This window comes from Flagellimonas maritima (assembly GCF_003269425.1).
In the GTDB taxonomy this organism is placed as follows: Bacteria; Bacteroidota; Bacteroidia; order Flavobacteriales; family Flavobacteriaceae; genus Flagellimonas; species Flagellimonas maritima.
This window is the reverse complement of sequence record NZ_CP030104.1, coordinates 2,234,464-2,255,523: the sequence shown is the minus strand read 5'-3', so window position 1 is coordinate 2,255,523 and position 21,060 is coordinate 2,234,464. Positions and strand designations below refer to the sequence as shown.

Annotated in this window: 20 protein-coding genes; 7 read left to right on the top strand and 13 right to left on the bottom strand. The window is 38.5% G+C overall.

What is annotated here, in order from left to right; all coding sequences use genetic code 11:
• The first annotated feature begins 97 nt into the window (after nt 1-97).
• The gene (locus HME9304_RS10015) at nt 98-796 is read left to right on the top strand and encodes a DUF2490 domain-containing protein (protein WP_112378463.1); all 699 of its coding nucleotides are present in this window, start codon (nt 98-100) and stop codon (nt 794-796) included.
• A 119-nt stretch (nt 797-915) separates the two neighbouring features.
• Nucleotides 916-1,638 carry an energy transducer TonB gene (locus HME9304_RS10010; RefSeq protein ID WP_112378462.1) on the top strand — a complete coding sequence of 241 codons (723 nt, stop codon included), beginning with the start codon at nt 916-918 and terminating at the stop codon, nt 1,636-1,638.
• Nucleotides 1,639-1,810: 172 nt separating this feature from the next.
• On the opposite strand, the gene HME9304_RS10005 is transcribed toward HME9304_RS10010, so the two are convergent.
• On the bottom strand, nt 1,811-3,007 hold the full coding sequence (locus HME9304_RS10005) for a succinylglutamate desuccinylase/aspartoacylase family protein (RefSeq protein ID WP_112378461.1): 1,197 nt from the start codon (nt 3,005-3,007) through the stop codon (nt 1,811-1,813).
• A 1-nt stretch (nt 3,008) separates the two neighbouring features.
• On the bottom strand, nt 3,009-4,856 hold the full coding sequence (locus tag HME9304_RS10000; RefSeq protein ID WP_112378460.1) for a CBS domain-containing protein: 1,848 nt from the start codon (nt 4,854-4,856) through the stop codon (nt 3,009-3,011).
• Nucleotides 4,857-5,017: 161 nt separating this feature from the next.
• Here HME9304_RS10000 and hemN point away from each other — a divergent pair, with 161 nt between their 5' ends.
• Together hemN and HME9304_RS09990 are read left to right on the top strand one after the other, a co-directional pair.
• A complete protein-coding gene (hemN, locus tag HME9304_RS09995; protein ID WP_112379788.1) occupies nt 5,018-6,376 on the top strand; it encodes an oxygen-independent coproporphyrinogen III oxidase in 1,359 nt (452 codons plus the stop codon).
• Nucleotides 6,377-6,394: 18 nt separating this feature from the next.
• Nucleotides 6,395-7,216 (top strand): universal stress protein, encoded by an 822-nt coding sequence (locus tag HME9304_RS09990; protein WP_112378459.1) that lies wholly within the window; start codon nt 6,395-6,397, stop codon nt 7,214-7,216.
• A 64-nt stretch (nt 7,217-7,280) separates the two neighbouring features.
• Here the strand turns inward: HME9304_RS09990 and HME9304_RS09985 are convergent, their stop codons facing one another.
• From HME9304_RS09985 to HME9304_RS09935, 11 genes are all read right to left on the bottom strand, one after another.
• Nucleotides 7,281-7,778, bottom strand: coding sequence for a ClbS/DfsB family four-helix bundle protein (locus tag HME9304_RS09985; RefSeq protein ID WP_112378458.1), 498 nt, complete (start codon nt 7,776-7,778; stop codon nt 7,281-7,283).
• 1 nt (nt 7,779) lies between these two features.
• Entirely contained in the window at nt 7,780-8,235 is a 456-nt protein-coding gene (locus HME9304_RS09980; protein ID WP_112378457.1) for a hypothetical protein, read from the bottom strand.
• Nucleotides 8,236-8,259: 24 nt separating this feature from the next.
• Complete coding sequence (locus HME9304_RS09975; protein WP_112378456.1) at nt 8,260-9,528, bottom strand: acetyl-CoA hydrolase/transferase family protein; 1,269 nt, start codon at nt 9,526-9,528, stop codon at nt 8,260-8,262.
• Nucleotides 9,529-9,539: 11 nt separating this feature from the next.
• On the bottom strand, nt 9,540-10,250 hold the full coding sequence (locus tag HME9304_RS09970) for a sulfite exporter TauE/SafE family protein (protein WP_112378455.1): 711 nt from the start codon (nt 10,248-10,250) through the stop codon (nt 9,540-9,542).
• Between the two features lie 4 nt (nt 10,251-10,254).
• Entirely contained in the window at nt 10,255-10,701 is a 447-nt protein-coding gene (locus HME9304_RS09965; protein ID WP_112378454.1) for a FixH family protein, read from the bottom strand.
• A 124-nt stretch (nt 10,702-10,825) separates the two neighbouring features.
• Nucleotides 10,826-12,235, bottom strand: a complete 1,410-nt coding sequence (gene ccoG / locus HME9304_RS09960; protein ID WP_112378453.1) for a cytochrome c oxidase accessory protein CcoG — start codon at nt 12,233-12,235, stop codon at nt 10,826-10,828.
• Between the two features lie 68 nt (nt 12,236-12,303).
• On the bottom strand, nt 12,304-13,263 hold the full coding sequence (locus HME9304_RS09955; RefSeq protein WP_112378452.1) for a cbb3-type cytochrome c oxidase N-terminal domain-containing protein: 960 nt from the start codon (nt 13,261-13,263) through the stop codon (nt 12,304-12,306).
• Between the two features lie 4 nt (nt 13,264-13,267).
• Nucleotides 13,268-13,453 (bottom strand): CcoQ/FixQ family Cbb3-type cytochrome c oxidase assembly chaperone, encoded by a 186-nt coding sequence (locus HME9304_RS09950; protein WP_112378451.1) that lies wholly within the window; start codon nt 13,451-13,453, stop codon nt 13,268-13,270.
• Nucleotides 13,454-13,608: 155 nt separating this feature from the next.
• Nucleotides 13,609-15,813 carry a cytochrome-c oxidase, cbb3-type subunit I gene (gene ccoN / locus HME9304_RS09945; protein WP_112378450.1) on the bottom strand — a complete coding sequence of 735 codons (2,205 nt, stop codon included), beginning with the start codon at nt 15,811-15,813 and terminating at the stop codon, nt 13,609-13,611.
• A 17-nt stretch (nt 15,814-15,830) separates the two neighbouring features.
• Nucleotides 15,831-16,022, bottom strand: coding sequence for a cbb3-type cytochrome oxidase assembly protein CcoS (gene ccoS, locus HME9304_RS09940; protein WP_112378449.1), 192 nt, complete (start codon nt 16,020-16,022; stop codon nt 15,831-15,833).
• A 62-nt stretch (nt 16,023-16,084) separates the two neighbouring features.
• Nucleotides 16,085-18,463 (bottom strand): heavy metal translocating P-type ATPase, encoded by a 2,379-nt coding sequence (locus HME9304_RS09935; RefSeq protein ID WP_112378448.1) that lies wholly within the window; start codon nt 18,461-18,463, stop codon nt 16,085-16,087.
• A gap of 102 nt (nt 18,464-18,565) precedes the next feature.
• Here HME9304_RS09935 and HME9304_RS09930 point away from each other — a divergent pair, with 102 nt between their 5' ends.
• The 3 genes from HME9304_RS09930 to HME9304_RS09920 all read left to right on the top strand — a co-directional run bounded on the left by HME9304_RS09930 (nt 18,566) and on the right by HME9304_RS09920 (nt 20,994).
• Nucleotides 18,566-19,246 carry a Crp/Fnr family transcriptional regulator gene (locus HME9304_RS09930; RefSeq protein ID WP_164674830.1) on the top strand — a complete coding sequence of 227 codons (681 nt, stop codon included), beginning with the start codon at nt 18,566-18,568 and terminating at the stop codon, nt 19,244-19,246.
• A 74-nt stretch (nt 19,247-19,320) separates the two neighbouring features.
• A complete protein-coding gene (locus HME9304_RS09925; protein WP_112378446.1) occupies nt 19,321-20,010 on the top strand; it encodes a Crp/Fnr family transcriptional regulator in 690 nt (229 codons plus the stop codon).
• Between the two features lie 84 nt (nt 20,011-20,094).
• Nucleotides 20,095-20,994 carry a universal stress protein gene (locus tag HME9304_RS09920; RefSeq protein WP_112378445.1) on the top strand — a complete coding sequence of 300 codons (900 nt, stop codon included), beginning with the start codon at nt 20,095-20,097 and terminating at the stop codon, nt 20,992-20,994.
• Nucleotides 20,995-21,060: the final 66 nt, after the last annotated feature.

Here is a 21,060-nt window from a genome sequence, read left to right as displayed (position 1 = left end):
TCTGTTTTTTGAGTATAATTACAAAGCTGACAAGTATCATACTTTTTAGAATACCTAATCGCAAAACTTTGTACACCAATATTCAAAACTGGTTGTTATGGGGTGCGCAAAGCGATTTCCATTTATTCTTTTTTTTATAGCGTTCTCAATACTTCCCAAAACCACATTTTATGGACAATCCAACGACGAAGAACGATCTGGTTCCTGGGTCGTTCTTTATGGCGACAACAAAATACATGAAAAGTGGAGCATCCCAACTGTGGGCATTCTTAGGCACCATGAAATTTTTGAAAAATATGAATTTGCTTTTATTAGAACGGGCATATCATATAAATTAAGTAAATCATCAACCTTAACTACAGGTATAGCTTACTTAAGTTCTAGAAATTACACGGGATCAGAAGAATTTAGAAATGCTACCCAGTTTTGGGTCTATGAGGAATATGCTTTAAAGACAAAATTATTCTCACATCGATTTAGGTTGGAGACCCGATGGAAAAAAAATGCTGATGACCTCCATATCAACAACAGGTTAAGGTATCGATTTCAATACATAACACCTATTTACAAAAATGTTCATTTACGTACTTTCAATGAATATTTCGTAAACCTTGAAAAACCCCTGTTCAATCAGAATAGATTTTACGTTGGGCTGGGACAAACCATAACTCCTTCCATAAAAGTGGATATCGGTTATTTAAAAAATCATTTTCAAAAATCCGATCATGATGTCGTTAGAATGTCGTTGATCTTCAAAACAGATTTCACAAAAAAGGATGTTGCGCAGCACAACTAACAATTCTTAATAGATGAGTTCCGTGCTTAAAATGAGTATTTTAACGTACCAACCTGATTTTTATCATATTTTTTTTTGGTCGTCCTATCTAACTTTATCTAAGTTAAATAAGAAAAGTCATGGAACTAAAAAAGAATCCCAATGCAGATATAGGGCGCAATAGCAGCCTCTATTTCATGATAGGCCTAACTTCAGTATTGTTCGTTACATGGCAGTCTTTTGAAGTTAAGACCTACGAGAAAGAAACCACGGCCATGGATATGACAGAGGTAGTGGACGAACTAAAGGAAGATGTTCCCATTACCGAAATCATAAATACCGCACCGCCACCGCCACCACCTTCGGCACCGGATGTTATTGAAATTGTAGAAGATGTTGAGGATGTTGAGGAAACTTTGATCGAAAGCACGGAAAGTAGCCAAGAAGTATTTATAGAAGATGCTGTTGCCGTTGATGATGTAGAAGTAGGGGAAATAGAAGAAGAAGAGATCGTTCCCTTTGCAATTATTGAGAATGTTCCTGTATTCCCTGGATGTGAAGGTCTGGAGTCTGAAGCGGAACGCAAGGCCTGTTTTAATAAAAAGGTACAGGAACATGTAAAAAAACACTTTAAATACCCTCCCTCAGCTCTTGAAATGGGAATTAGCGGTAGAGTCTATGTACAATTCGTAATCGATTCCAAAGGAAGGGTAAAGAATATAAAAAAGCGGGGGCCGGACAGATTGCTAGAGGATGAAGCAGAACGAATCATAGCTGCGCTTCCTACGGTAAAGCCGGGCATACAGAGAGGAAAAGCCGTAAAGGTCAACTATGGAATACCCATAAACTTTGTAATGCAGTAATTGACTTTTTATAAAATTGGAAATAAAAGGCTGTCCAAAAAGGTCTTACTACTGTTAATTCGAGCGGAGTCGAGAACTTTAATAGCTTGATTTTGAATGCATCTTGACACCTCTCAAATTGACAGCAGATTTTAAATCTACTTTTATTGGACAGCCTTTTCTTTCTTGCCGATCAAAACCAATTAGCGTCCAAATATTCTTCATTTTTGGAAGCTGTCTCCCTGCTCTTGACCACTAGATGTGTCTTATCAAACTGCCTGGCACGGTAACCCAATAAATGAAAGATGGATTTCGCCAAAAACTTTGCCACTCGCTGGTCGACCAATAGTGCATCTTTTTTTAACGATTCCCATCTAATGCCGGGCAATCTTACCAAAAGGTGGTCGGCCTTTAATTTTCTCAATCCTTTTGAAATCCACAGAAGTATTTTTGGAATTGATCTTATGTAGTAAAAACCTTCCCGTCCCTGCTCTTGGTACAATGGCATAAAAATCTGTTTTCTCCCCTTTGCTTTTAATATACGATCGTTGGTGAGGGCCACATGTTTTCCATTGGGAATCTTTTGAAAATTTACAAAACCGGGCAACATTTTAAAGCTGCTCCCTTGTTTTATATCATATTGATAATAGATTTCATAAAATTTTTTGGAGACCTTGCTGGAACCTAGAATTTCTTTTTTTAGAGCTGTCTGTTCATTGGGAAATAGCTTGATGGATTCTGTTAGTACCAATGTAAAACGGATAAAATCGACACAGTTTTTGATTGCGCTTATCTCGTCATGTTGACCACTTTCATACCCCAACGACACATAACCCAGTTCATTGATATAGCTCAGTAACGCGCCCACCAAATACTCTTCAATACCCAGAACAATGGGCAAGGGATAGCTAGATGCAAACTTTCGGTTCAACAGGCTGTCGTTCATTACGATAAATGGTGATGTTTCACTGGAGGTTGTATGCAAATCAATAAAGTAAAACGGAGGCTGTTGATTATTAAGGATATTGTTCAGCACACCGTACAATTCAAATAATTCATTTTCGTCTGCAGTCCCTCCATCCTGCTTTTGCTGAATTTGTTCAATTCGTTGTGGAGACCATATCCTATTTAAATCTTCTTTTTTGAATCTTACATTGCTTTCAAGTGCCTTAAGATTTCCTGCAATGGCAAAAATCTCTCCATTAATTGGCTTTTGTTGGAGTTTTAATTCACGTAGCATATGTCTTAGCGCAAAAACACCTGCTGGCTCGTTGCCATGAATTCCCGCAAAGAACACCACCGTTGGTCCTTTTTCGTTACCTTTTAAATGACCGATGATTCGTTCAATATTTAAAGTTTCCTTTAGGGCGCTACTGTATACTTTTGGCATTTTACAGATCGGTTTTACTAATGATACCTACCAAATTGGTGCCCACACAAACCGGCAAACAGCCAATCTGATACTCGTCCATTAATTTTTTTGCTGTATTCAATCTTGTTCTAGGCTGTACGGTAACCACCTTTTTAATCATGATATCTGAAATTCTGGTGTTTTTTTTATTACTGTTCTTTTTGAGTTCTTCAATATGGCTCCATGTTAAAAGACCTGTCAATTCCCCTTTGTTGTTTTCAACGGGAATATGGTGAATATTGTTCCATTGCATTATGGACAATGCCAAATCAATATAGTCGTCCTCGTGTAGTTTCATCAATTTTGTGGACATAATTTGTCCAACCCATTCAAAAGAATTACTTGATTTGGTAGCTCCACTTAAAGATGGCCATTCGTGCACAGGTATATTTTTCTGCTGATTGTCAAAGATTCCCTTAGTCAATGCTACCAAAACACTATCCAATTTCATTTGCTTTCTTAGGTTTCTATAGTTTTTGACCTGCCATTCTGCACCAGTTCCGTTTTTGGCTCTTGATTCTATAATACCCAATAACCTGTCTATATCCTTATTATCAATATCATATTTTTTTAATCCCTCATAAGCTATTGGCAAAAGTTCGTTAAGAATCAAATCCTCTGAACTTATTGATTTGCCCAACCATGAAAATATGGTCTGCCTGCCTGTCCGGGCAGATTTTATAAAGTTGAGTTTTGCTTCTTTAAAATCCATTACATTGGACATGTCATCAAACTTTTTTGGTCTTCCTACCATTAATCCGACCCAAAAGGCAAAATTTGCAATTTCATCAATCACGGTTGGACCTGATGGAATATATCTGTTTTCGATACGCAGATGAGGCTTTCCGTTTCCAACCCCATAGCATGGGCGATTCCAACGATAAACAGTGCCGTTATAGAGATTCAATGCCTCCAGTTTGGGAATTGCACCGCTTTTCAATACATCCAAAGAGTTTTTCTTTATAGGTTTGGTCAGTGCAATGCGATGTGTAGAAATATCTTCTTTAAAGATTTCTACAACAGAGTCTTTTTGCCAATGGTTTCCAAAACAGACCCTTGCCATCTGTTCTTTTAGCGCATAGGTCCATTTTCTAGTATCCAAACTTTGTTGAAACAATGCTATGCGCGTCTCTTTCCAAAGCTCTCTGCCCATGAGTAATGGCGAATTGCAACAAATGCCCAAGACAGGACCGGCAATAGCCTGTGACCAGTTATAACTTTTGATGAAATCGTTTGGCGGAATTTGGAGATGGAGTTGAAAACTAGTGTTACAGGCTTCAAAAAGTACAGAATCATGGCGTAACGTCAATTCATCCACTCCCTTGATTTTTAGAGCAAAGTGATCACCGCGAAAAGATGTGAGAACTTCATTGAGTTTATAGTATCTGGGAATAGGTGTCATATAATCTATGCCCAGCTCATTTTTGCTGATAGTAGGAAGAATTCCTGTTAGCAAAATCTTCATATTGAGCTTTTCTGCTTCGGTATTTGCTTTTTTCAACAAAGTTTTAAGCTGTTTCTCAACTTTTGAAAAACAATCATTGCCTAATTGAAACGGATCCAGGTTTGCTTCAAGATTATAGCTTGCCAGTTCTGTAGTAAAGTAAGGATCATCAATATTTTTAAGTAGATTTAGGGATTTTCCAGATGGTCTATAATCATTGTTTACAAGGCACATTTCCTGTTCTGCACCTATTCTTACTATATCGTCTTCTATTAAATTCTCTTCCAAGAGATGTTCAAGGATTTTGATATCACTGAGCAAATGTCCAACAAAGGCCTCGCGCTCCAAATCGTCAAACCTACTTTTACTGATATGCTCTCCCATATTTAGAAGTTGATAATTGTTTGTTTGTTTACTAAGCTACAACCCAGACTATTACTAAAACATGATACTTGTCAGGTAAGCTTTCTGAAAGAAATACTGATAATTATCATGTTTTTTGAAGGCTCGCAAGCCTAATTTTGACCAATACCATTATTGCAAACATGTGTAAGTTAGTTCAAAAATACAACATTCCAGGACCTCGATATACGAGTTACCCTACCGTGCCTTATTGGGATTTAGGCAGTTTTTCTGGCAAGTTGTGGGAAAAAAGTGTGTTGGAGGCTTATAAGGATGAGCCTGAAGATGGCATAAGCCTTTATGTACATCTTCCCTATTGCGAAAGTATGTGCACCTTCTGTGGTTGCCATAAACGTATTACAAAACGGCACGATCTTGAATTACCCTATATAAAAACAGTACTTAAGGAGTGGCGTTTGTATTGTAATCTTTTGGACTCCAAACCAATTATAAAAGAAATACACTTAGGCGGGGGAACCCCCACTTTCTTTAGTCCAGAACATTTAAAAATGCTTATTAATGGTATTCTTAGACTGGGCAAGAAGGCAGAAAATTCACAGTTCAGTTTTGAGGGACATCCGAACAATACTACAAAAGAACACCTGCAAGCACTTTTCAATGTGGGCTTTAGAAGAGTATGTTTTGGAGTGCAAGATTATAATGAAAGTGTTCAGAAAGCCATAAACAGGATTCAGCCTTTTGAAAAGGTAAGGGAAGTTACGGAGATGGCAAGGAAAATTGGATATACCTCAATAGGTCACGATATTATTTATGGGCTTCCATTTCAGACCTATGGGAATGTACAGCAGACAATTGCAAAAACCAATGAACTTAAACCAGATAGAATAGCATTTTACAGCTATGCCCATGTGCCTTGGTTAAAAGGAAACGGCCAACGCGGTTACAAAGAATCAGATTTGCCTTCTTCCGTGGAAAAAAAGAGGCAATATGAGTATGGTAAGAAAGAATTGATGGGTCTTGGTTATAAAGATGTAGGAATGGACCATTTTGCCCTTCCTACGGACAGTCTTCACAAGGCATTGGAAAATGGTACTTTACACCGAAATTTTATGGGATATACCCCTTCAAAAACCAAACTGATGATAGGTTTGGGAGCATCCAGTATTAGTGATAGCTGGTACGGATTCGCACAAAATGTAAAAAGTATTGAGGAATATGAACATTTAGTATCCCATGACATCATTCCCATTTTCAGAGGACATATCTTAACAGAAGAAGACCAGATTATAAGAAAACATATTCTCAATCTTATGTGTCGATTTGAAACCCGTTGGGAATTGGAAGAAATGAAAATAATAGACTTTAAAAAAATTATGGATAACTTATCGGAATTGGAATCAGATGGTTTACTGACCACCGAGCCCGACAGAATCAATGTCACCCAAAAAGGAAGGCCTTTTGTTCGGAATATCAGTATGGCATTTGATTTAAAATTACATCGAAAAAAACCAGAAACCCAAATGTTTTCAATGACAGTTTAACCATTAAAAAGAAAAAAAATGAAAAGTATAATCGTACCCGTAGATTTTTCGGAACAATCAGAAAAAGCTTTAAAAGCGGCAGCTACTTTGGCAAAAGGCAGTGATGCCGAGCTATTGGTGCTCCACATGTTGGAGCTTTCTCCCGCTATTATGAGCGAATCGGGCTATGTATCGCAAGAGCAAGTAGTACATTTAATAAAAATTGGGGAGAAACGTTTCTCGGATTTCTTGGACAAACCATATTTGAAAGATGTCAAGGTCGTACCTGTCATTAAGCACTATAAAGTATTCACGGAAGTCAATGAGATTGTTAAAAAACATAACGCAGACCTAGTTGTTATGGGGTCTCATGGAACGGACGGGTTACAGGAGGTATTCATTGGTTCCAATACGGAGCGCGTTGTCAGAACTTCAGATGTTCCGGTATTGGTCATAAAAGGCGATGAGAAGGAATTTACTCCCAAGCGTTTTGTTTTTGCGTGTGATTTTAAGGAGGAAAATATTCCCGCCCTTAAAAAGGCCATTGAAATTGCAAAACTGTTCAAGTCTGATTTACTTCCTGTTTACATAAACACGCCAGGGGATGAGTTTTTGAGTACCGATGATGCTTATGACAGAATTTCAAAATTTTTGAACATTGCCAAATTAGGATTGGAGGTAGAAATCTTCAATGATTATACTGTTGAAAAGGGAGTCCTTAATTACAGTGAAAGCGTAGCTGCCGACCTTATTGGAATCCCCACACACGGCAGAAGAGGATTATCGCACTTCTTTATGGGAAGTATAGGGGAGGATATTGCGAACCATTCCGATACTCCAGTTATAACATTTAAAATCTGATCGATTGATTTTTTTGATTAAGTTTTTGAGATTTGCAAAGGGAAGCTTTAAAATAGCTTCCCTTTTATTTTTTTGCCTTTCTAATAATTTTATAGGCCCAATCGTAATGACTGGACAATACACCTATGGCATAAGCTCCCATGGCATTATTGCCAGTCCACTCATAACGCTTACGTTCAAACAGTTCTTCATTGGTATGCCCGTCAATTATCTTCATTATTTTAGAATGTGATTTGTTGAATCTCTTTTTGATTTCTTCCAAATCCAGATTTGAATATTTTTCATGTATTTCTTTATTTAATGCAGGTATGGTACGCCAATTATAGCCTTTTGCAGGTATATGGGGCTTTTCACCTTTCATTCCAACAATGTACCAATCAAGAAACATCAGATGCCAATGGTGCAAGTGGCCCAGTACATCCCTGATATTTCTGTTCATGGTTCCTTTAGGAAAATCTTCCTCCTGTTCTGTTTGCGAAAAGGAATCTATATAATTATTCAATTTTTCAAAATTCGCATTACTTAGTTCCTGTAAATCCTTTTTGATTTTTGGTCTGGGCATATCATATATATTTTTTGAGTTGTTTTAAATGCTTTTTAATATGCGCATCAACTATCTTCAAATGTTCCAGCCTTGAATAGTCCCTAGAACCTTTTTTATAGGGTATAAGGAAAACCGAAGTATTTAGGATATTTTTCTGGATACTGGTCTGGGCTTTCTTCAATCTGTTTATAAGCATATCTATGTCCACATCCCGTGTTGAATCGACACTTTGTTTATTGACCTCAGAGAGTTTTCCCTTTAAAACTTTTGGTTCAACACCTGTAGCTACACATCTTAGGTTGCGCTCAAAGCTTTCTTGCCAAAATACCAAATGGCCTAAAATGTCTTTGGCGTTCCAATGGGTATTGATTCTCTTCGTGAAATCAAAATCTTGACTGAAGAAATAAATAAGTTCCTCAACAGTTCTATTCAAACTTTTTAACGAATTCCTTATATCTTCTTCGGAACTATTCATTCCTTTTTATAAAAGGAAAAGCATTTACCCCTTGAATCGTTCATGTGCAGCTTTTTCCAACATCTCCCTATGGTCTGGATGTGCTATGGATGTAAGTGCCTTTGCCCGTTGCTGTAAATTTTTCCCATACAGGTTTACCACTCCGTATTCAGTGACAACATAGTGAACATGTGCTCTTGTGGTGGTCACTCCTGCCCCTTGCTTTAAAAAAGGGGTTATTTTGGAAATCCCTTTGTTCGTAGTTGAGGAAATGGCGAAAATAGGTTTACCACCATTGGATAATGAAGCTCCACGAATAAAATCCATCTGGCCTCCTACTCCAGAAAACTGATAGCTCCCTATGGTATCTGCACAGACCTGACCCGTCAAATCTATCTCAATGGCACTATTGATAGCCGTTACTTTTGGATTTCTCCTGATTCTAGCCGTATCGTTCGTATAACCTGAATCCCTGAAATCACAGATTGGATTATCATCGATGAAATCATAAAGTTTTCCTGATCCAACGGCAAAGCAACTTACAATTTTTCCAACCTTTACCGCTTTCTCTTCGCCAGTGATTACCCCACTTTCAATCAACGGTAAAACCCCATCTGAAAACATTTCAGTATGAATGCCCAAACGTTTATGGTTGTTCAGATTGGTCAATACAGCATTGGGAATGTTTCCGATACCCATCTGTAATGTGGCCCCATCTTCTATCAAAGAGGCAACATTGACACCTATTTTTTGCTCCAAATCGGATATTGAACCAATACCGTGCTCATGTATAGGTCTATCAACTTCCGTGGCAAATTCAATTTGATCAATATGGATGATGCCCGTTCCATGTGTTCTGGGAACATTAGGGTTGATTTGGGCTATTATTTTCTTTGCTGTTCGGATAGCGGGCAAAGCCACATCTACAGAAACACCCAAAGAACAATATCCATGTTTATCTGGACTGGAAACTTGAACAATGGCAACATCCAATGGTAAAATGTTTCTTTTGAACAACCAAGGAATCTCACTCAAAAAAATTGGAATATAATCTGCGTTTGGAGTATTGACACTTTTTCTTACATTACCCCCCACAAAACAAGAGTTTAGCGTAAAGGAATTGATATAAGGCTCTTGTGTATATTTTGCATCTCCTTCGGTATGGATCGAAATAATCTCCACATCCTTTATCTCCTTATGACGGTCACAAAGTGCATCGATAAGTTCATTAGGGGTCATTGCCGCTCCCTGAACGAAGACACGGTCACCTGAATTTACAATTTTTACTACTTCTTCTGCTGATGTAATTTTCACTTATATTTTTTTTAAGGTTGATGACATTCAATTGATGCGGATACCGAATTGGCTGAAGCAGGTTTGGGAGAAACATAAGGAATGCCCAAACCGAGCCCTCTGATGATGAAAAGGACTCCGATCATCATCACAAATATCGGAACCAATTTTCGCATTTTAGATTTTAATGGGTCTGCCAATAATCCCTTTGAAAAGACAACTAGTGTCATTAAGGGGATGGTGCCGGCACCAAACAAAATCATGTAAAATCCGCCTTGTAAAGGGCTGCCAAAGGCAATTGCCCCCAACAATGCCATATATACCAATCCGCATGGCAAAAAGCCGTTCAAAAAACCGATGGTCAAAAATACATCTGGAGTCTTTTTTTTGAGCTCGGCCCCAAGTTTTGACTTTACTTTTCCTAAGGCGGCGTAGATAGGTTTCGATAGTCTATACTTATTGAAATACCTACTAGGAACTACTACCAAAAGAATCATTATAATACCTATTCCTATCGACAATTTCTGTTGCATTCCAAAAATGGACAGTCCTTTGCCCAAAAAGCCAAAGAGCATTCCGATCAAACCATAGGCCAACAATCTACCGGCATGGTATATAAAAAGTTGAATGGTTTTTTTTATTTTGCTGTTTCTATCCAATGGCAAAAAGAAAGCTATGGGGCCACACATGCCCAAACAGTGCAGACTTCCCAAAAAACCTAATGCCAATGCAGACAACAACATACGCTCAGTAAACTAATTTTTCTTTATGTAAAAAGGTCTTTCCTTGATATTTCCATTTAATTTTAATGTCCCAGCGACCGTCCAGCAAGCTATTGTCAGGTATGAGCAAATGTGTTTTGGACAGACTTATGGAAAAGTCAACATCCAAATGCTTGTTAGACGGTCTGTAAAGGGACACCGTTCCCGTAATTTCTTTATAATCAAATTGTTTGGGAAAAAAAATGGATAAACCTTCTTCAGATTTTATAACCTCAAGTGTTGCATTCATATCCGTAGCGGATTTAGATGCATTGATTTCATTCTGATACGCTAGTTCTTGCTTGTAATAATCATCGGTGACCAAATCATGGTTTGCTCTATCGTCAGTACTCATTCGTACCACGAAATAGAGTATAAATGCAATGAAAGCTACAAAGGCCAATACTATACTTGTTCCCCAATTTATTTTCATATCTTAATTTTAAGCTTTAAGCATAATGATCATGATAATTTTTTTACTGACCACAAATCTTACTTTTATACCAACTTCACATTCATAAATAAGTCATAGGTTTTAATTAAAAAACTTATAGCTGTCAATGATAACTCCTTGGAGCCAAAAATTGTGTCGCTGTGGTTTCTACAAGTTTTTCTCCACTGTAGATTCCAATTTCCAACTTATCCTTATCCCCCGTTAATTCAGAATTATTGATTTCTATAAATAAAGTCCCTTCCGCAGGTTCTTCGGCGGATATTTGAAAATTATCCTGTGAAACCATTTTTATTTCACCTTTATGCGACAATAATCTAAAACTGATATCTTCAATATCCTTGGTGGTCTTGTTCATCAATTTATAGGTATAGACATTGCTGATGATATTGTTTTCCTTTCTCTCGTAGAGTTGCCCGGGCAACCTAAATATGTTTGCTTCCAACTCGCTCCTAAGGAAAAGCATGCCTATTAGTATCCCTATCAATATGGTCAAAACAGCAGTGTATCCCTTCATGCGAGCAGTGAACTTAAATTTGGATTTTTTGTTAATTTCATCCTCACTGGCATAACGAATCAACCCTTTGGGTTTTTGGATGCTTTCCATAATATGGTCACATTCATCGATACATGCCGTACAGTTCACACATTCCAATTGGGTACCATTACGAATATCAATCCCCGTAGGGCAAACATTGACACATTGAAAACAATCGATACAGTCTCCATGGCCAAGTGCATCCCTATCTTCATTCTTCCTGAATTTTTTGCGGCCATTCTCTGCTTCTCCGCGTTTGTGGTCATATGCGACCACTATCGATTTATTATCCAAAAGCACGCCCTGTAATCTTCCATATGGACAAGCAATGATACAGACCTGCTCGCGAAACCATGCAAAAACAAAATAAAATACTGCCGTAAAAATCAGCAACGGAATAATGGTTCCCATGTGTGCGGAAGGACCATCGAATACGTATCGAATCAGTTTATCGCTACCGATCAAGTATGCTAAAAAAACATTTGCTATCAAGAAAGAGATAATGAAAAAGATGGTCCATTTTAAAACTCGTTTGCGTATCTTTTTCCCATTCCATGGAGACCTATCCAACCGCATCTGTGCACCACGGTCACCATCTATCCAATATTCGACCCTACGGAATACCATTTCCATAAAAATGGTCTGTGGACATACCCAACCACAGAATATACGGCCATACGCCACTGTAAAAAGGGCAATAAATATAACACCGGCAAGCATTGAAATTACGACCAAATGGAAATCTTGGGGCCAAAACGGAAATCCAAAAATATTGAAACGCCTTTCCAGTATGTTGAACATTAAAAACTGGTTGCCCTTTATTTTGATAAATGGCGAAGCAACCAAAAAGAGTAAAAGCACATAGCTCACATATTTCCTGTACTCAAAAAACCGTCCTTTAGGTTTCTTAGGGTATACCCATGCCCGCTTGCCTTCTTCTGATATTGTACCTATGGAATCCCTAAAATTCTCTTCCATTGCAGTTTAATTTTCAACTCCTCCTTCAAACACCTTTCTCCATCTAATAAAAAAGATGGAATTATTTCTTAATTCATAGCAATATCCGTAGAGTCCACAACTTGCTCAACAGGTGTTACCTCTTCTATTTTTTCTTCTGCTTCGGCAGGAGCATCCGGGTCTACCCAAATTTCACCTTCCGGCGCTTTTGGATTTGCAGGAGTTGTTCCGCCCAAGGTCAATATATAACTGGACACTTGGGCCATTTCAACAGGTTTAAGACTTTGTTTCCACGCTACCATTCCTTTTCCATCACGACCGCCTTCCGATATAGTATTGAACACATTTTTGATGCCGCCTCCCAAAATCCAATATTCGTCCGTTAGGTTTGGTCCTATTCCACCACCACCGTCGGCCATGTGGCATGCAACACAATTGTTTATAAAGATTTTTTCTCCGGCACTTAAATCTGAAGCATCGGCAAGAAATTCAACAGTATTGACATCTACCAAGTCCTTTGCTGTTTTTTTGTATTCCTCTATTGCAATCTTTGCGGCTGCAACTTCTTGTTCGTACTCCAATTCTTGGTCATAGTCGCCTGCAACGTGAAAACGAACCAAATAAACCACACCAAAAATAATTGTGGCATAGAACATATATACCCACCATGGCGGCAATACATTATCAAGCTCGCGAATGCCATCATAATTATGGTCCATGATGATTTCTCCCTCTTTTTCTATAGCTTTTGTCTTTGTTAGACGCTTGTAGATATTGTTGAGCCAGGTCCATTCCCTTTTCTTGTTTTTTACCGCCAAATAGCGCTCCTTTGCTTCAGGAGAAAGCGTTTGAAACATTACGTTCTCTATAGAATTCAGAATCAGTTCTATCGCAATCAAGATCATCAAGACCATGAGCATAAAAAACTGTGTTATCGGATATTCGATAATTGCGGGTTTCTCACCGGAATCTATAAAGTATTCCATTAATCCGAAGATTACAAAGAATAGAAACGGAATGCGTATCCACCAAGGCGTTTTAGTACTCATAATGCTATTTTTGGTTATGGTAATCGTTATCTAACGGGAGTTCCTCCATCTCTTTTATGTGTGCTTTTGTAGCCGTAAAGACCCACCAAAACAGCAAAACAAAGAACACGAAGAAAATCAACAGGGATATCATGGGATAACTTGCAATCCCTTCAATACTTTCCATATGGTTTTTTACAAATTTCAACATCGTAATTAGATTTTAGACCGCTTCGCTCTTAGAAATCAGATATGAGAACAAAGACGTTACTTTTTCTGTTTTTTATTTGATTTCAGATATTAATATTCAAGGCTTTTGACTATAAAAATCATCTCTTTTCTTGGTTCTTTTATCTTGATTCTTATCTATTCTTTATTATCTGACAACAATCCATCGTCTCCCTTAATTTTTATATCAGTACCCAATCGCTGTAAATAGGCAATCAGCGAAACTATTTCCCTATCGCGCATCTGAACAAAATCCTCCCCATTTTCCTGTGCATATTTTTTATCCGCCTCATAGGTTCTGGCAAATTCAGGGTCTGTATAAAGGTTCTTCTCAATTTGTATGGATTGTTCTGCCATGGATTGCCCTGCATTGGCAATGTCTTCTTCGGTATAGGGAACGCCCAGCTTGACCATAGCTTCCATTTTATTTTTTACCGCGCTTCTATCATGTTCACTGGTGACCAACCATTGGTATGCTGGCATGATGGAGCCCGATGAAGTACTTTGTGGGTCGTACATGTGATTTAGATGCCAGTTATCAGAATATTTTCCACCTACCCGCAATAAATCCGGACCCGTTCTTTTACTTCCCCAAAGGAAAGGATGGTCATATACAAATTCTCCTGCTTTGGCATATTCCCCATAGCGTTCTACCTCACTTCTAAATGGTCTTATCATTTGGGAGTGACACCCCACACAACCTTCACGGATATAGAGATCACGTCCTTCCAATTCCAAAGGTGTATATGGCTTTACACTTGTAATTGTTGGAATATTTGATTTTACCAGAATAGTAGGAACAATCTGAATGATTCCACCTATCAATATAGCTACGGTTGCCAAAATCGTAAGCTGTACAGGTCTACGTTCCAACCAATTGTGGAAAGTTTCTCCAGCAACTCGTTTTTTTGACACCCTTGTCAATGCTGCTGCTTCGGCAAGCTCATCTTCCACAGAGCTTCCTTTTCTGATGGTTGCAATTACATTGTAGACCATTATCAACATTCCTACCAGGAACATCGTACCGCCAATAGCGCGCATCCAATACATTGGGATAATTTGGGTCACCGTTTCCAAAAAGTTACCGTAGACCAATGTTCCATCCGGATTGAACTCTTTCCACATTAACGCTTGCGTGAATCCTGCAACGTACATGGGGAGCGCATATAGTATAATTCCCAACGTTCCTATCCAAAAGTGTACATTGGCAAGCCCTTTGGAGTAAAGTGTTGTCTTGAACATTTTAGGGACCAACCAATAAATCATGCCAAATGTGAGGAACCCGTTCCAAGCCAATGCCCCAACATGTACGTGGGCAATGATCCAATCACTAAAGTGGGCTATGGCATTTACGTTTTTAAGGGACAACATGGGTCCTTCAAAGGTGGCCATACCATATCCCGTAATGGCGACCACCATAAATTTTAATGTGGCATCTGTTCTTACTTTGTCCCATACTCCACGTAGGGTCAACAGACCATTGATCATACCTCCCCAAGACGGGGCAATTAGCATAATCGAGAAAACAACACCAAGATTTTGAGCCCAATCTGGAAGAGAAGAGTACAATAAATGGTGAGGCCCTGCCCAGATATAGATGAATATCAACGACCAAAAATGAACAATGGAAAGACGGTAAGAGTATATTGGTCTATTGGCCGCCTTTGGGACAAAATAGTACATCAATCCCAAAAATGGTGTAGTCAAAAAGAAAGCCACGGCATTATGTCCGTACCACCATTGTACCAAAGCATCCTGTACTCCTGCGTATACGGAATAACTTTTCAACGCAGCTACTGGCAATTCCAAACTATTGAAAATATGTAATACGGCAACGGTAACAAATGTGGCCAAATAGAACCATATTGCAACATATAGATGACGTTGTCTTCTTTTAAGGATGGTACCGATCAAGTTCCATCCAAAAACGACCCAAACTATAGCAATGGCTATATCTATAGGCCATTCCAATTCTGCATATTCTTTTGATGTTGTGTATCCCAAAGGCAATGTTATGGCCGCCGCAACAATGATTAACTGCCATCCCCAAAAATTGAAATTACTTAGAAAATCGTTGAACATCCTAGCCTTTAGCAAGCGTTGTGTAGAGTAATATACACCTGCAAATATGGCGTTCCCCACAAAGGCAAAAATCACGGCATTTGTATGCAATGGACGTAAACGTCCAAAGCTCAACCATGAGATACCGTCCGTAATATTTGGGAACAAAAACATGAAAGCCAGTAAAAGGCCTACCAGCATTCCAACAACGCCCCACAACATGGTAGCGTATAAAAACTTTTGTACGATTTTATTATCGTAGCGAAATTGTTGTATTTCCATAGTGATCGGTTTGTTCCTTATTTGGTTTGATTTTTTGTTTTCACATCACTTTTTTCTGAATCCGGTAAAAGTTCATCTTCAAAAAGCATTCTTACCGAAGGTGTATATGAATCATCGTACTGGCCGTTCCTCACAGAGAGGACAAAGGCTATAAAAAAAACCGATGCCACGGAAACACTTATGGCCAATAACACATAAATAACACTCATACCTACTAATTGAGCGTAAAACTACTTTTACCTTTTTTTTGAAAAAATGACATTTATCAGCTTTATTTAATTTTTAATTTTCTTCCCAACACATTGGTACAAACCGTAGTGAACACAACTATGCTAATAGAGCTCAAGGGCATCAATATCGCTGCTATGACCGGTTGCAACTGACCAGTTACCGCAAAATAAAGTCCAACTATGTTATAGCACAATGAAAAAAGGAAGCTCAATTTTATAACCTGCATGGACTTTTTGGACATTTTGATGAACGCTGGAAGCTTGGTCAATTGTGAAGCATCAAGAATGGCATCACAGGCCGGTGAAAAAACATTGATGTTTTCAGAAACCGAGATGCCAACGTCACTTTGCGCCAAGGCTCCTGCATCATTGAGGCCATCGCCAACCATCAAAACATTTTTGTGCTTTTGCAATCCGCTTATGTATTCCAGTTTATCCTCTGGTCTTTGATTGAAAAGCAAACTTGTATTTTTAGGAAGTATTTTTTTAAGTTGTTGCTGTTCCCCATCATTATCTCCGGAAAGAATCCCCAATCCAAAATCTTTGCCCAAGCTCTTGAAGAGTCCCCCCAAACCGTTTCTGTAGTTGTTCTTAAATATAAAACGTCCCTTATAATCCTCATCAGAACTCACATAAACAGCTGTATTTATAACAGAATTTGAATTGTTCCCACCCACATAGCTTGCGGAACCCACTTTAATGGAATGCTCGTTCGATCTGCCTTCTATACCTTTTCCCGTATGTTCCTGAAACTCGTCCAAAGTCATAATGGCGTTGGATTTTAGAATTTCATAAAGCGATCTGCTCAATGGATGGTTGGAAGCACGTAGCGTAGTCTTGAGCAATATTTTTTCTGAATCCGTAAGCGCTACACCTTCATACAAGATGGTTTCTTTTTCTGTAGTTGTAATTGTTCCTGTCTTATCAAATATAGCCGTATCTATTTTCGATAATCTCTCGATAACATTGGTGTTCTTTAGATAGAATTTGTGTTTGCCAAATATGCGCAACATGTTGCCCAAAGTAAATGGAGCCGCCAAGGCTATTGCGCAGGGGCAAGCAATGATCAGCACGGCCGTAAAAACGTTCAGGGCCATACTTGGCAAATGGAAAAGCCAAAAAGCGGTGGCCAAAATAGCAATACTCAAAACGCCAATGGTAAAACGTTTTCCAATACTATCCGTAAGTGTTTGAAAAGCGGTTACCTTATCCTTGCCAAAAACCGAATTGCCCCACAGCTGTGTTAAGTAACTTTGCGAAACCGATTTTAGCACCTCAACTTCCAAAACCCCGGAAAGCTGTTTTCCACCTGCAAAAAGCTTCTCGCCCGATTGCTTAAATACAGCTTGCGATTCTCCCGTAACAAAACTATAATCTATTTCTGCGGTACCTTTTATCAGAATACAATCAAATGGAATAATCTCGTTACTCCGGATTAAAATCCTATCACCTACATTTATAGCATAGATTTGTACGTTTTCTTCATTCCTGTCGCTATTCAGTCTGGTTACCGCAATTGGAAAATAGGATTTGTAATCCCGTTCAAAAGACAAAAAAGAATAGGTTTTCTGCTGAAAATATTTTCCCAGTAAAAGGAAAAAGACCAATCCGGTTAGACTATCAAAAAATCCTGACCCCAAATCAAAGACAATATCCACGGTGCTTCTTATAAACAAGGTCAAGATTCCCAACGCTATTGGCACATCTATATTCAACATTTTTGAGCGCAGGCCTTTATAAGCTGAAATAAAATAATCCTGAGCCGCATAAAATACGATAGGTAACGAAAAGGCAAACATTAACCAACGGAAGACCTGCTTATATTGTTCCAACCAGAACTCTTCAACTTCAAAATACTCAGGAAAGGAAAACAACATTACATTGCCAAACGCAAAACCTGCAACACCAAGCTTGTAAATCAGTGAACGGTTCTCTTTTCCATCCTTTCTATCATACTCTTCCAATGAGATATAGGGTTCATAGCCTATACTGCCCAATAAAAGAACCAACGCCTTCAGGGAAAAACCTTCAGTTCCATAAGTTACCCGAATGGTTTTTTTGGGAAAATCCACCTGCGAATTTGTAATCGATTTGTGCAAACGATTGAGATTTTCCAAAACCCAAATGCAAGAACTGCAATGGATGGTCGGTATGCTCAAACTCACAACCTGTACTTTCTCCTCATTGAATTCAACCAGTTTTTCTATGATGTCATCATTATCAAGGAAATCATATTTCTGTCGGATTTCGTTGGGAGCGCTGCCCGCCCTGGCCTCTATATCGTAGAAGTTGGAAAGCCCGTTGGATGTAAATATCTCATAGACAGTTTTGCAGCCGTTGCAACAAAACTCCTTTTCGTCAAAAAGAATTTTTGTCCGATTGCAATCATCGCCACAATGATAACATTTTGAAGCAACCATACACATTTGCATTTATACCTGATACAAAGATGGACTACGACAAACGCAAAAAACATGATAAATATCAGCTTTTAAGGAATGCCTCGCCACTACCTTTGCACTATGGAAAAGTGTAGTAACATAAAGGTGCGACAGCTACATGATTTTAGGTCTCTTTCCAAAAAATCACTGAATAGATTAGTACACACTTCCGAATCGCTTTTTGTACCAAAGGGTACTGTTATCTTTGAGGAAAATCAACCTTTGAACAAGGTATACTGTATAAAAGAGGGAGCTTGTAAATTCAGTACTTTTGATAATCTGGGACGGGAACACATTACACGTTTTCTGGGAAAAGGAGATATAATGGGCAAACGTTCGTTGGTTTCCAACAGGTGTGCCAAAGTTTCCGCTACGGCCCTAGTAGACTCGGTACTGTGCTGCTTGGACAAAAAAGAAATACAAAAAAATCTAAAAACAAACCCCGATTTCTGTAACGATCTATTGAGTGCCTTTGTAGATGATGTTGATACGCATGATTCTACCAGAACAATTTATTGTGCACACAAAAGTATAAAACAACGCTTGGCCAAACTGATATTGTACTTGGCGGAAAAATTTGGACAAGAGCCCAACGGCAAGCTATTGATACGGATCAAGCGGGAAGATATGGCTTCGGTCCTGGGTACTTCACAAGAATATGTGATCAATTTATTGACCCACTTCAAGAATAAGGGGTTTCTAAAAATTACAAGGAGCGAAATCATATTGGACTCAAAAAAAGGTCTAAAAAATCTGATTTGAATCAAACCTAAAAAATTACAGTTTTTTTTAATTGAATAAGCAGTAACTTTAAACGTCAGGTAAATTTTATAGTAATGGAAAGCAGGTGTGAAAATTGTATCGTTCGGCAGTTCAATTCTTTACGGGCCATGAGCAAAGAAGAGTTGAAAACAGTTTCCGACTCAAAAACAACAAAGAAAATTAAAAAAGGGGAATCCCTATTTGAAGAGGGGGATAAACTTAACGGAGTCTATTGTGTACGCAACGGGGTCTCCAAGCTTTCTAAATTGAGTCCAAATGGCAAGGATCAAATTGTGAAATTGGCATCTAAGGGCGAAGTCATTGGGCAGCGCTCTATAGTAGCTGAAGAGTGCGCAAACTTATCTGCTATTGCCGTTAGCGATATGGAAGTATGCTTTATCCCAAAAGAGAGCATAGCGAATACCTTACAGAAAAATCCCAATTTTACGCTTGAGGTGCTCCGCCACATGGCACATGATCTAAAAGAGGCCGATGACGTAATCGTAAACATGTCCCAAAAAACGGTAAAGCAACGTATTGCCGAAGCTTTTCTATACCTGAAGAATAATTTTGGTGAAGATGAAGATGGTTATTTGGCGCTGACCTTATCAAGAGAGGATATCTCCAATGTCGTAGGTACGGCAACCGAATCAGCAATCAGAATAATCTCGGAATTCAAGAAAAAAGGATTTATCCATACTTCTGGTAAAAAAGTAGGAATCAAGAACGAAAGAAAGCTTCGGGAGCTGGTAGAAGGATTCTGAAAAACACCTATTCAAAAACTGATATTTGTCATAGTATACGCTATTTCTACGGGCTAATTTTATTGCATCTTTATAAATACTGTGATGCAAAAGATATTGATACCTACGGATTTTTCGGAAAATGCTTGGAATGCCATTAACTACGCCATGCAGTTGTTCCGAAACAGAAAATGCACCTTTTATTTGCTCAACACATATACACCAGTAATCCCAAGCAGTAGGTTTATGGCTAAGATGATAGATGGTGTCAGCATAGTGGATGCCGTCAGAAACTCTTCTGAACAAGGTTTAAAAAAAACTGTGGATAGAATCAAGACGAAATATGGTAATTCCAACCATAGTTTTGAGACTATTTCATCTTTTAGCCTATTGGTAGACGAGGTCAAGGATATTGTAGAGACTTTTGATATCAATTTGGTGATTACCGGAACAAAAGGAGCCTCGGGAATTGATGAGGTATTTATGGGCAGCAATACGGTACGCATTATAAAAAGTACAAAAAAATGTCCTGTTCTGGCCATTCCGCAACACTTTGATTTCATTACACCTTCAGAAATTGCATTTGCAACGGATTTTAACCGTTTTTATACTATTTCCGAATTAAATCCCCTTCTGGAACTCGCCAAAATGTTCCAAGCGACCATTCGCATTGTTCATGTACAATATGGCATTAAAGCATTATCCGAACTGCAACAGTTCAATCTGAACATGCTCAGAAGGTACCTCAGCGATACCGAGCACTATGTTCATACGGTCTCAGAACTAAACTCGGTATCCCAGACTTTGGAACTTTTTTCCGAGGAACTGGATATTCACTTGTTGGCACTTTTGAATTACCAGCATAGCTATATGGAAAAAATGACACGTGAGCCTATCGTTAAAAGAACGGCCTTCCATACACAGATTCCGTTATTGGTCATTCCTGAATTGGGTATGAGCGGGGTTTCTAAAAATCATGTAGAGCAGCAGGTAATTTCAAGTTAGCATTCTAAATTTATTTATTGGAATACGTGCAATTCGGTAAATTTCTACAGGGATAATTACCAATCC

Excerpts from the sequence above, each read along its gene's own strand:
- HME9304_RS10015 (WP_112378463.1), top strand. The coding sequence starts at position 98 with ATGGGGTGCGCAAAGCGATTTCCATTTATTCTTTTTTTTATAGCGTTC.
- HME9304_RS10010 (WP_112378462.1), top strand. The coding sequence starts at position 916 with ATGGAACTAAAAAAGAATCCCAATGCAGATATAGGGCGCAATAGCAGC.
- HME9304_RS10005 (WP_112378461.1), bottom strand. The coding sequence starts at position 3,007 with ATGCCAAAAGTATACAGTAGCGCCCTAAAGGAAACTTTAAATATTGAA.
- HME9304_RS10000 (WP_112378460.1), bottom strand. The coding sequence starts at position 4,856 with ATGGGAGAGCATATCAGTAAAAGTAGGTTTGACGATTTGGAGCGCGAG.
- hemN (WP_112379788.1), top strand. The coding sequence starts at position 5,018 with ATGTGTAAGTTAGTTCAAAAATACAACATTCCAGGACCTCGATATACG.
- HME9304_RS09990 (WP_112378459.1), top strand. The coding sequence starts at position 6,395 with ATGAAAAGTATAATCGTACCCGTAGATTTTTCGGAACAATCAGAAAAA.
- HME9304_RS09985 (WP_112378458.1), bottom strand. The coding sequence starts at position 7,778 with ATGCCCAGACCAAAAATCAAAAAGGATTTACAGGAACTAAGTAATGCG.
- HME9304_RS09980 (WP_112378457.1), bottom strand. The coding sequence starts at position 8,235 with ATGAATAGTTCCGAAGAAGATATAAGGAATTCGTTAAAAAGTTTGAAT.
- HME9304_RS09970 (WP_112378455.1), bottom strand. The coding sequence starts at position 10,250 with ATGTTGTTGTCTGCATTGGCATTAGGTTTTTTGGGAAGTCTGCACTGT.
- HME9304_RS09965 (WP_112378454.1), bottom strand. The coding sequence starts at position 10,701 with ATGAAAATAAATTGGGGAACAAGTATAGTATTGGCCTTTGTAGCTTTC.
- ccoG (WP_112378453.1), bottom strand. The coding sequence starts at position 12,235 with ATGGAAGAGAATTTTAGGGATTCCATAGGTACAATATCAGAAGAAGGC.
- HME9304_RS09955 (WP_112378452.1), bottom strand. The coding sequence starts at position 13,263 with ATGAGTACTAAAACGCCTTGGTGGATACGCATTCCGTTTCTATTCTTT.
- HME9304_RS09950 (WP_112378451.1), bottom strand. The coding sequence starts at position 13,453 with ATGTTGAAATTTGTAAAAAACCATATGGAAAGTATTGAAGGGATTGCA.
- ccoN (WP_112378450.1), bottom strand. The coding sequence starts at position 15,813 with ATGGAAATACAACAATTTCGCTACGATAATAAAATCGTACAAAAGTTT.
- ccoS (WP_112378449.1), bottom strand. The coding sequence starts at position 16,022 with ATGAGTGTTATTTATGTGTTATTGGCCATAAGTGTTTCCGTGGCATCG.
- HME9304_RS09935 (WP_112378448.1), bottom strand. The coding sequence starts at position 18,463 with ATGGTTGCTTCAAAATGTTATCATTGTGGCGATGATTGCAATCGGACA.
- HME9304_RS09930 (WP_164674830.1), top strand. The coding sequence starts at position 18,566 with ATGGAAAAGTGTAGTAACATAAAGGTGCGACAGCTACATGATTTTAGG.
- HME9304_RS09925 (WP_112378446.1), top strand. The coding sequence starts at position 19,321 with ATGGAAAGCAGGTGTGAAAATTGTATCGTTCGGCAGTTCAATTCTTTA.
- HME9304_RS09920 (WP_112378445.1), top strand. The coding sequence starts at position 20,095 with ATGCAAAAGATATTGATACCTACGGATTTTTCGGAAAATGCTTGGAAT.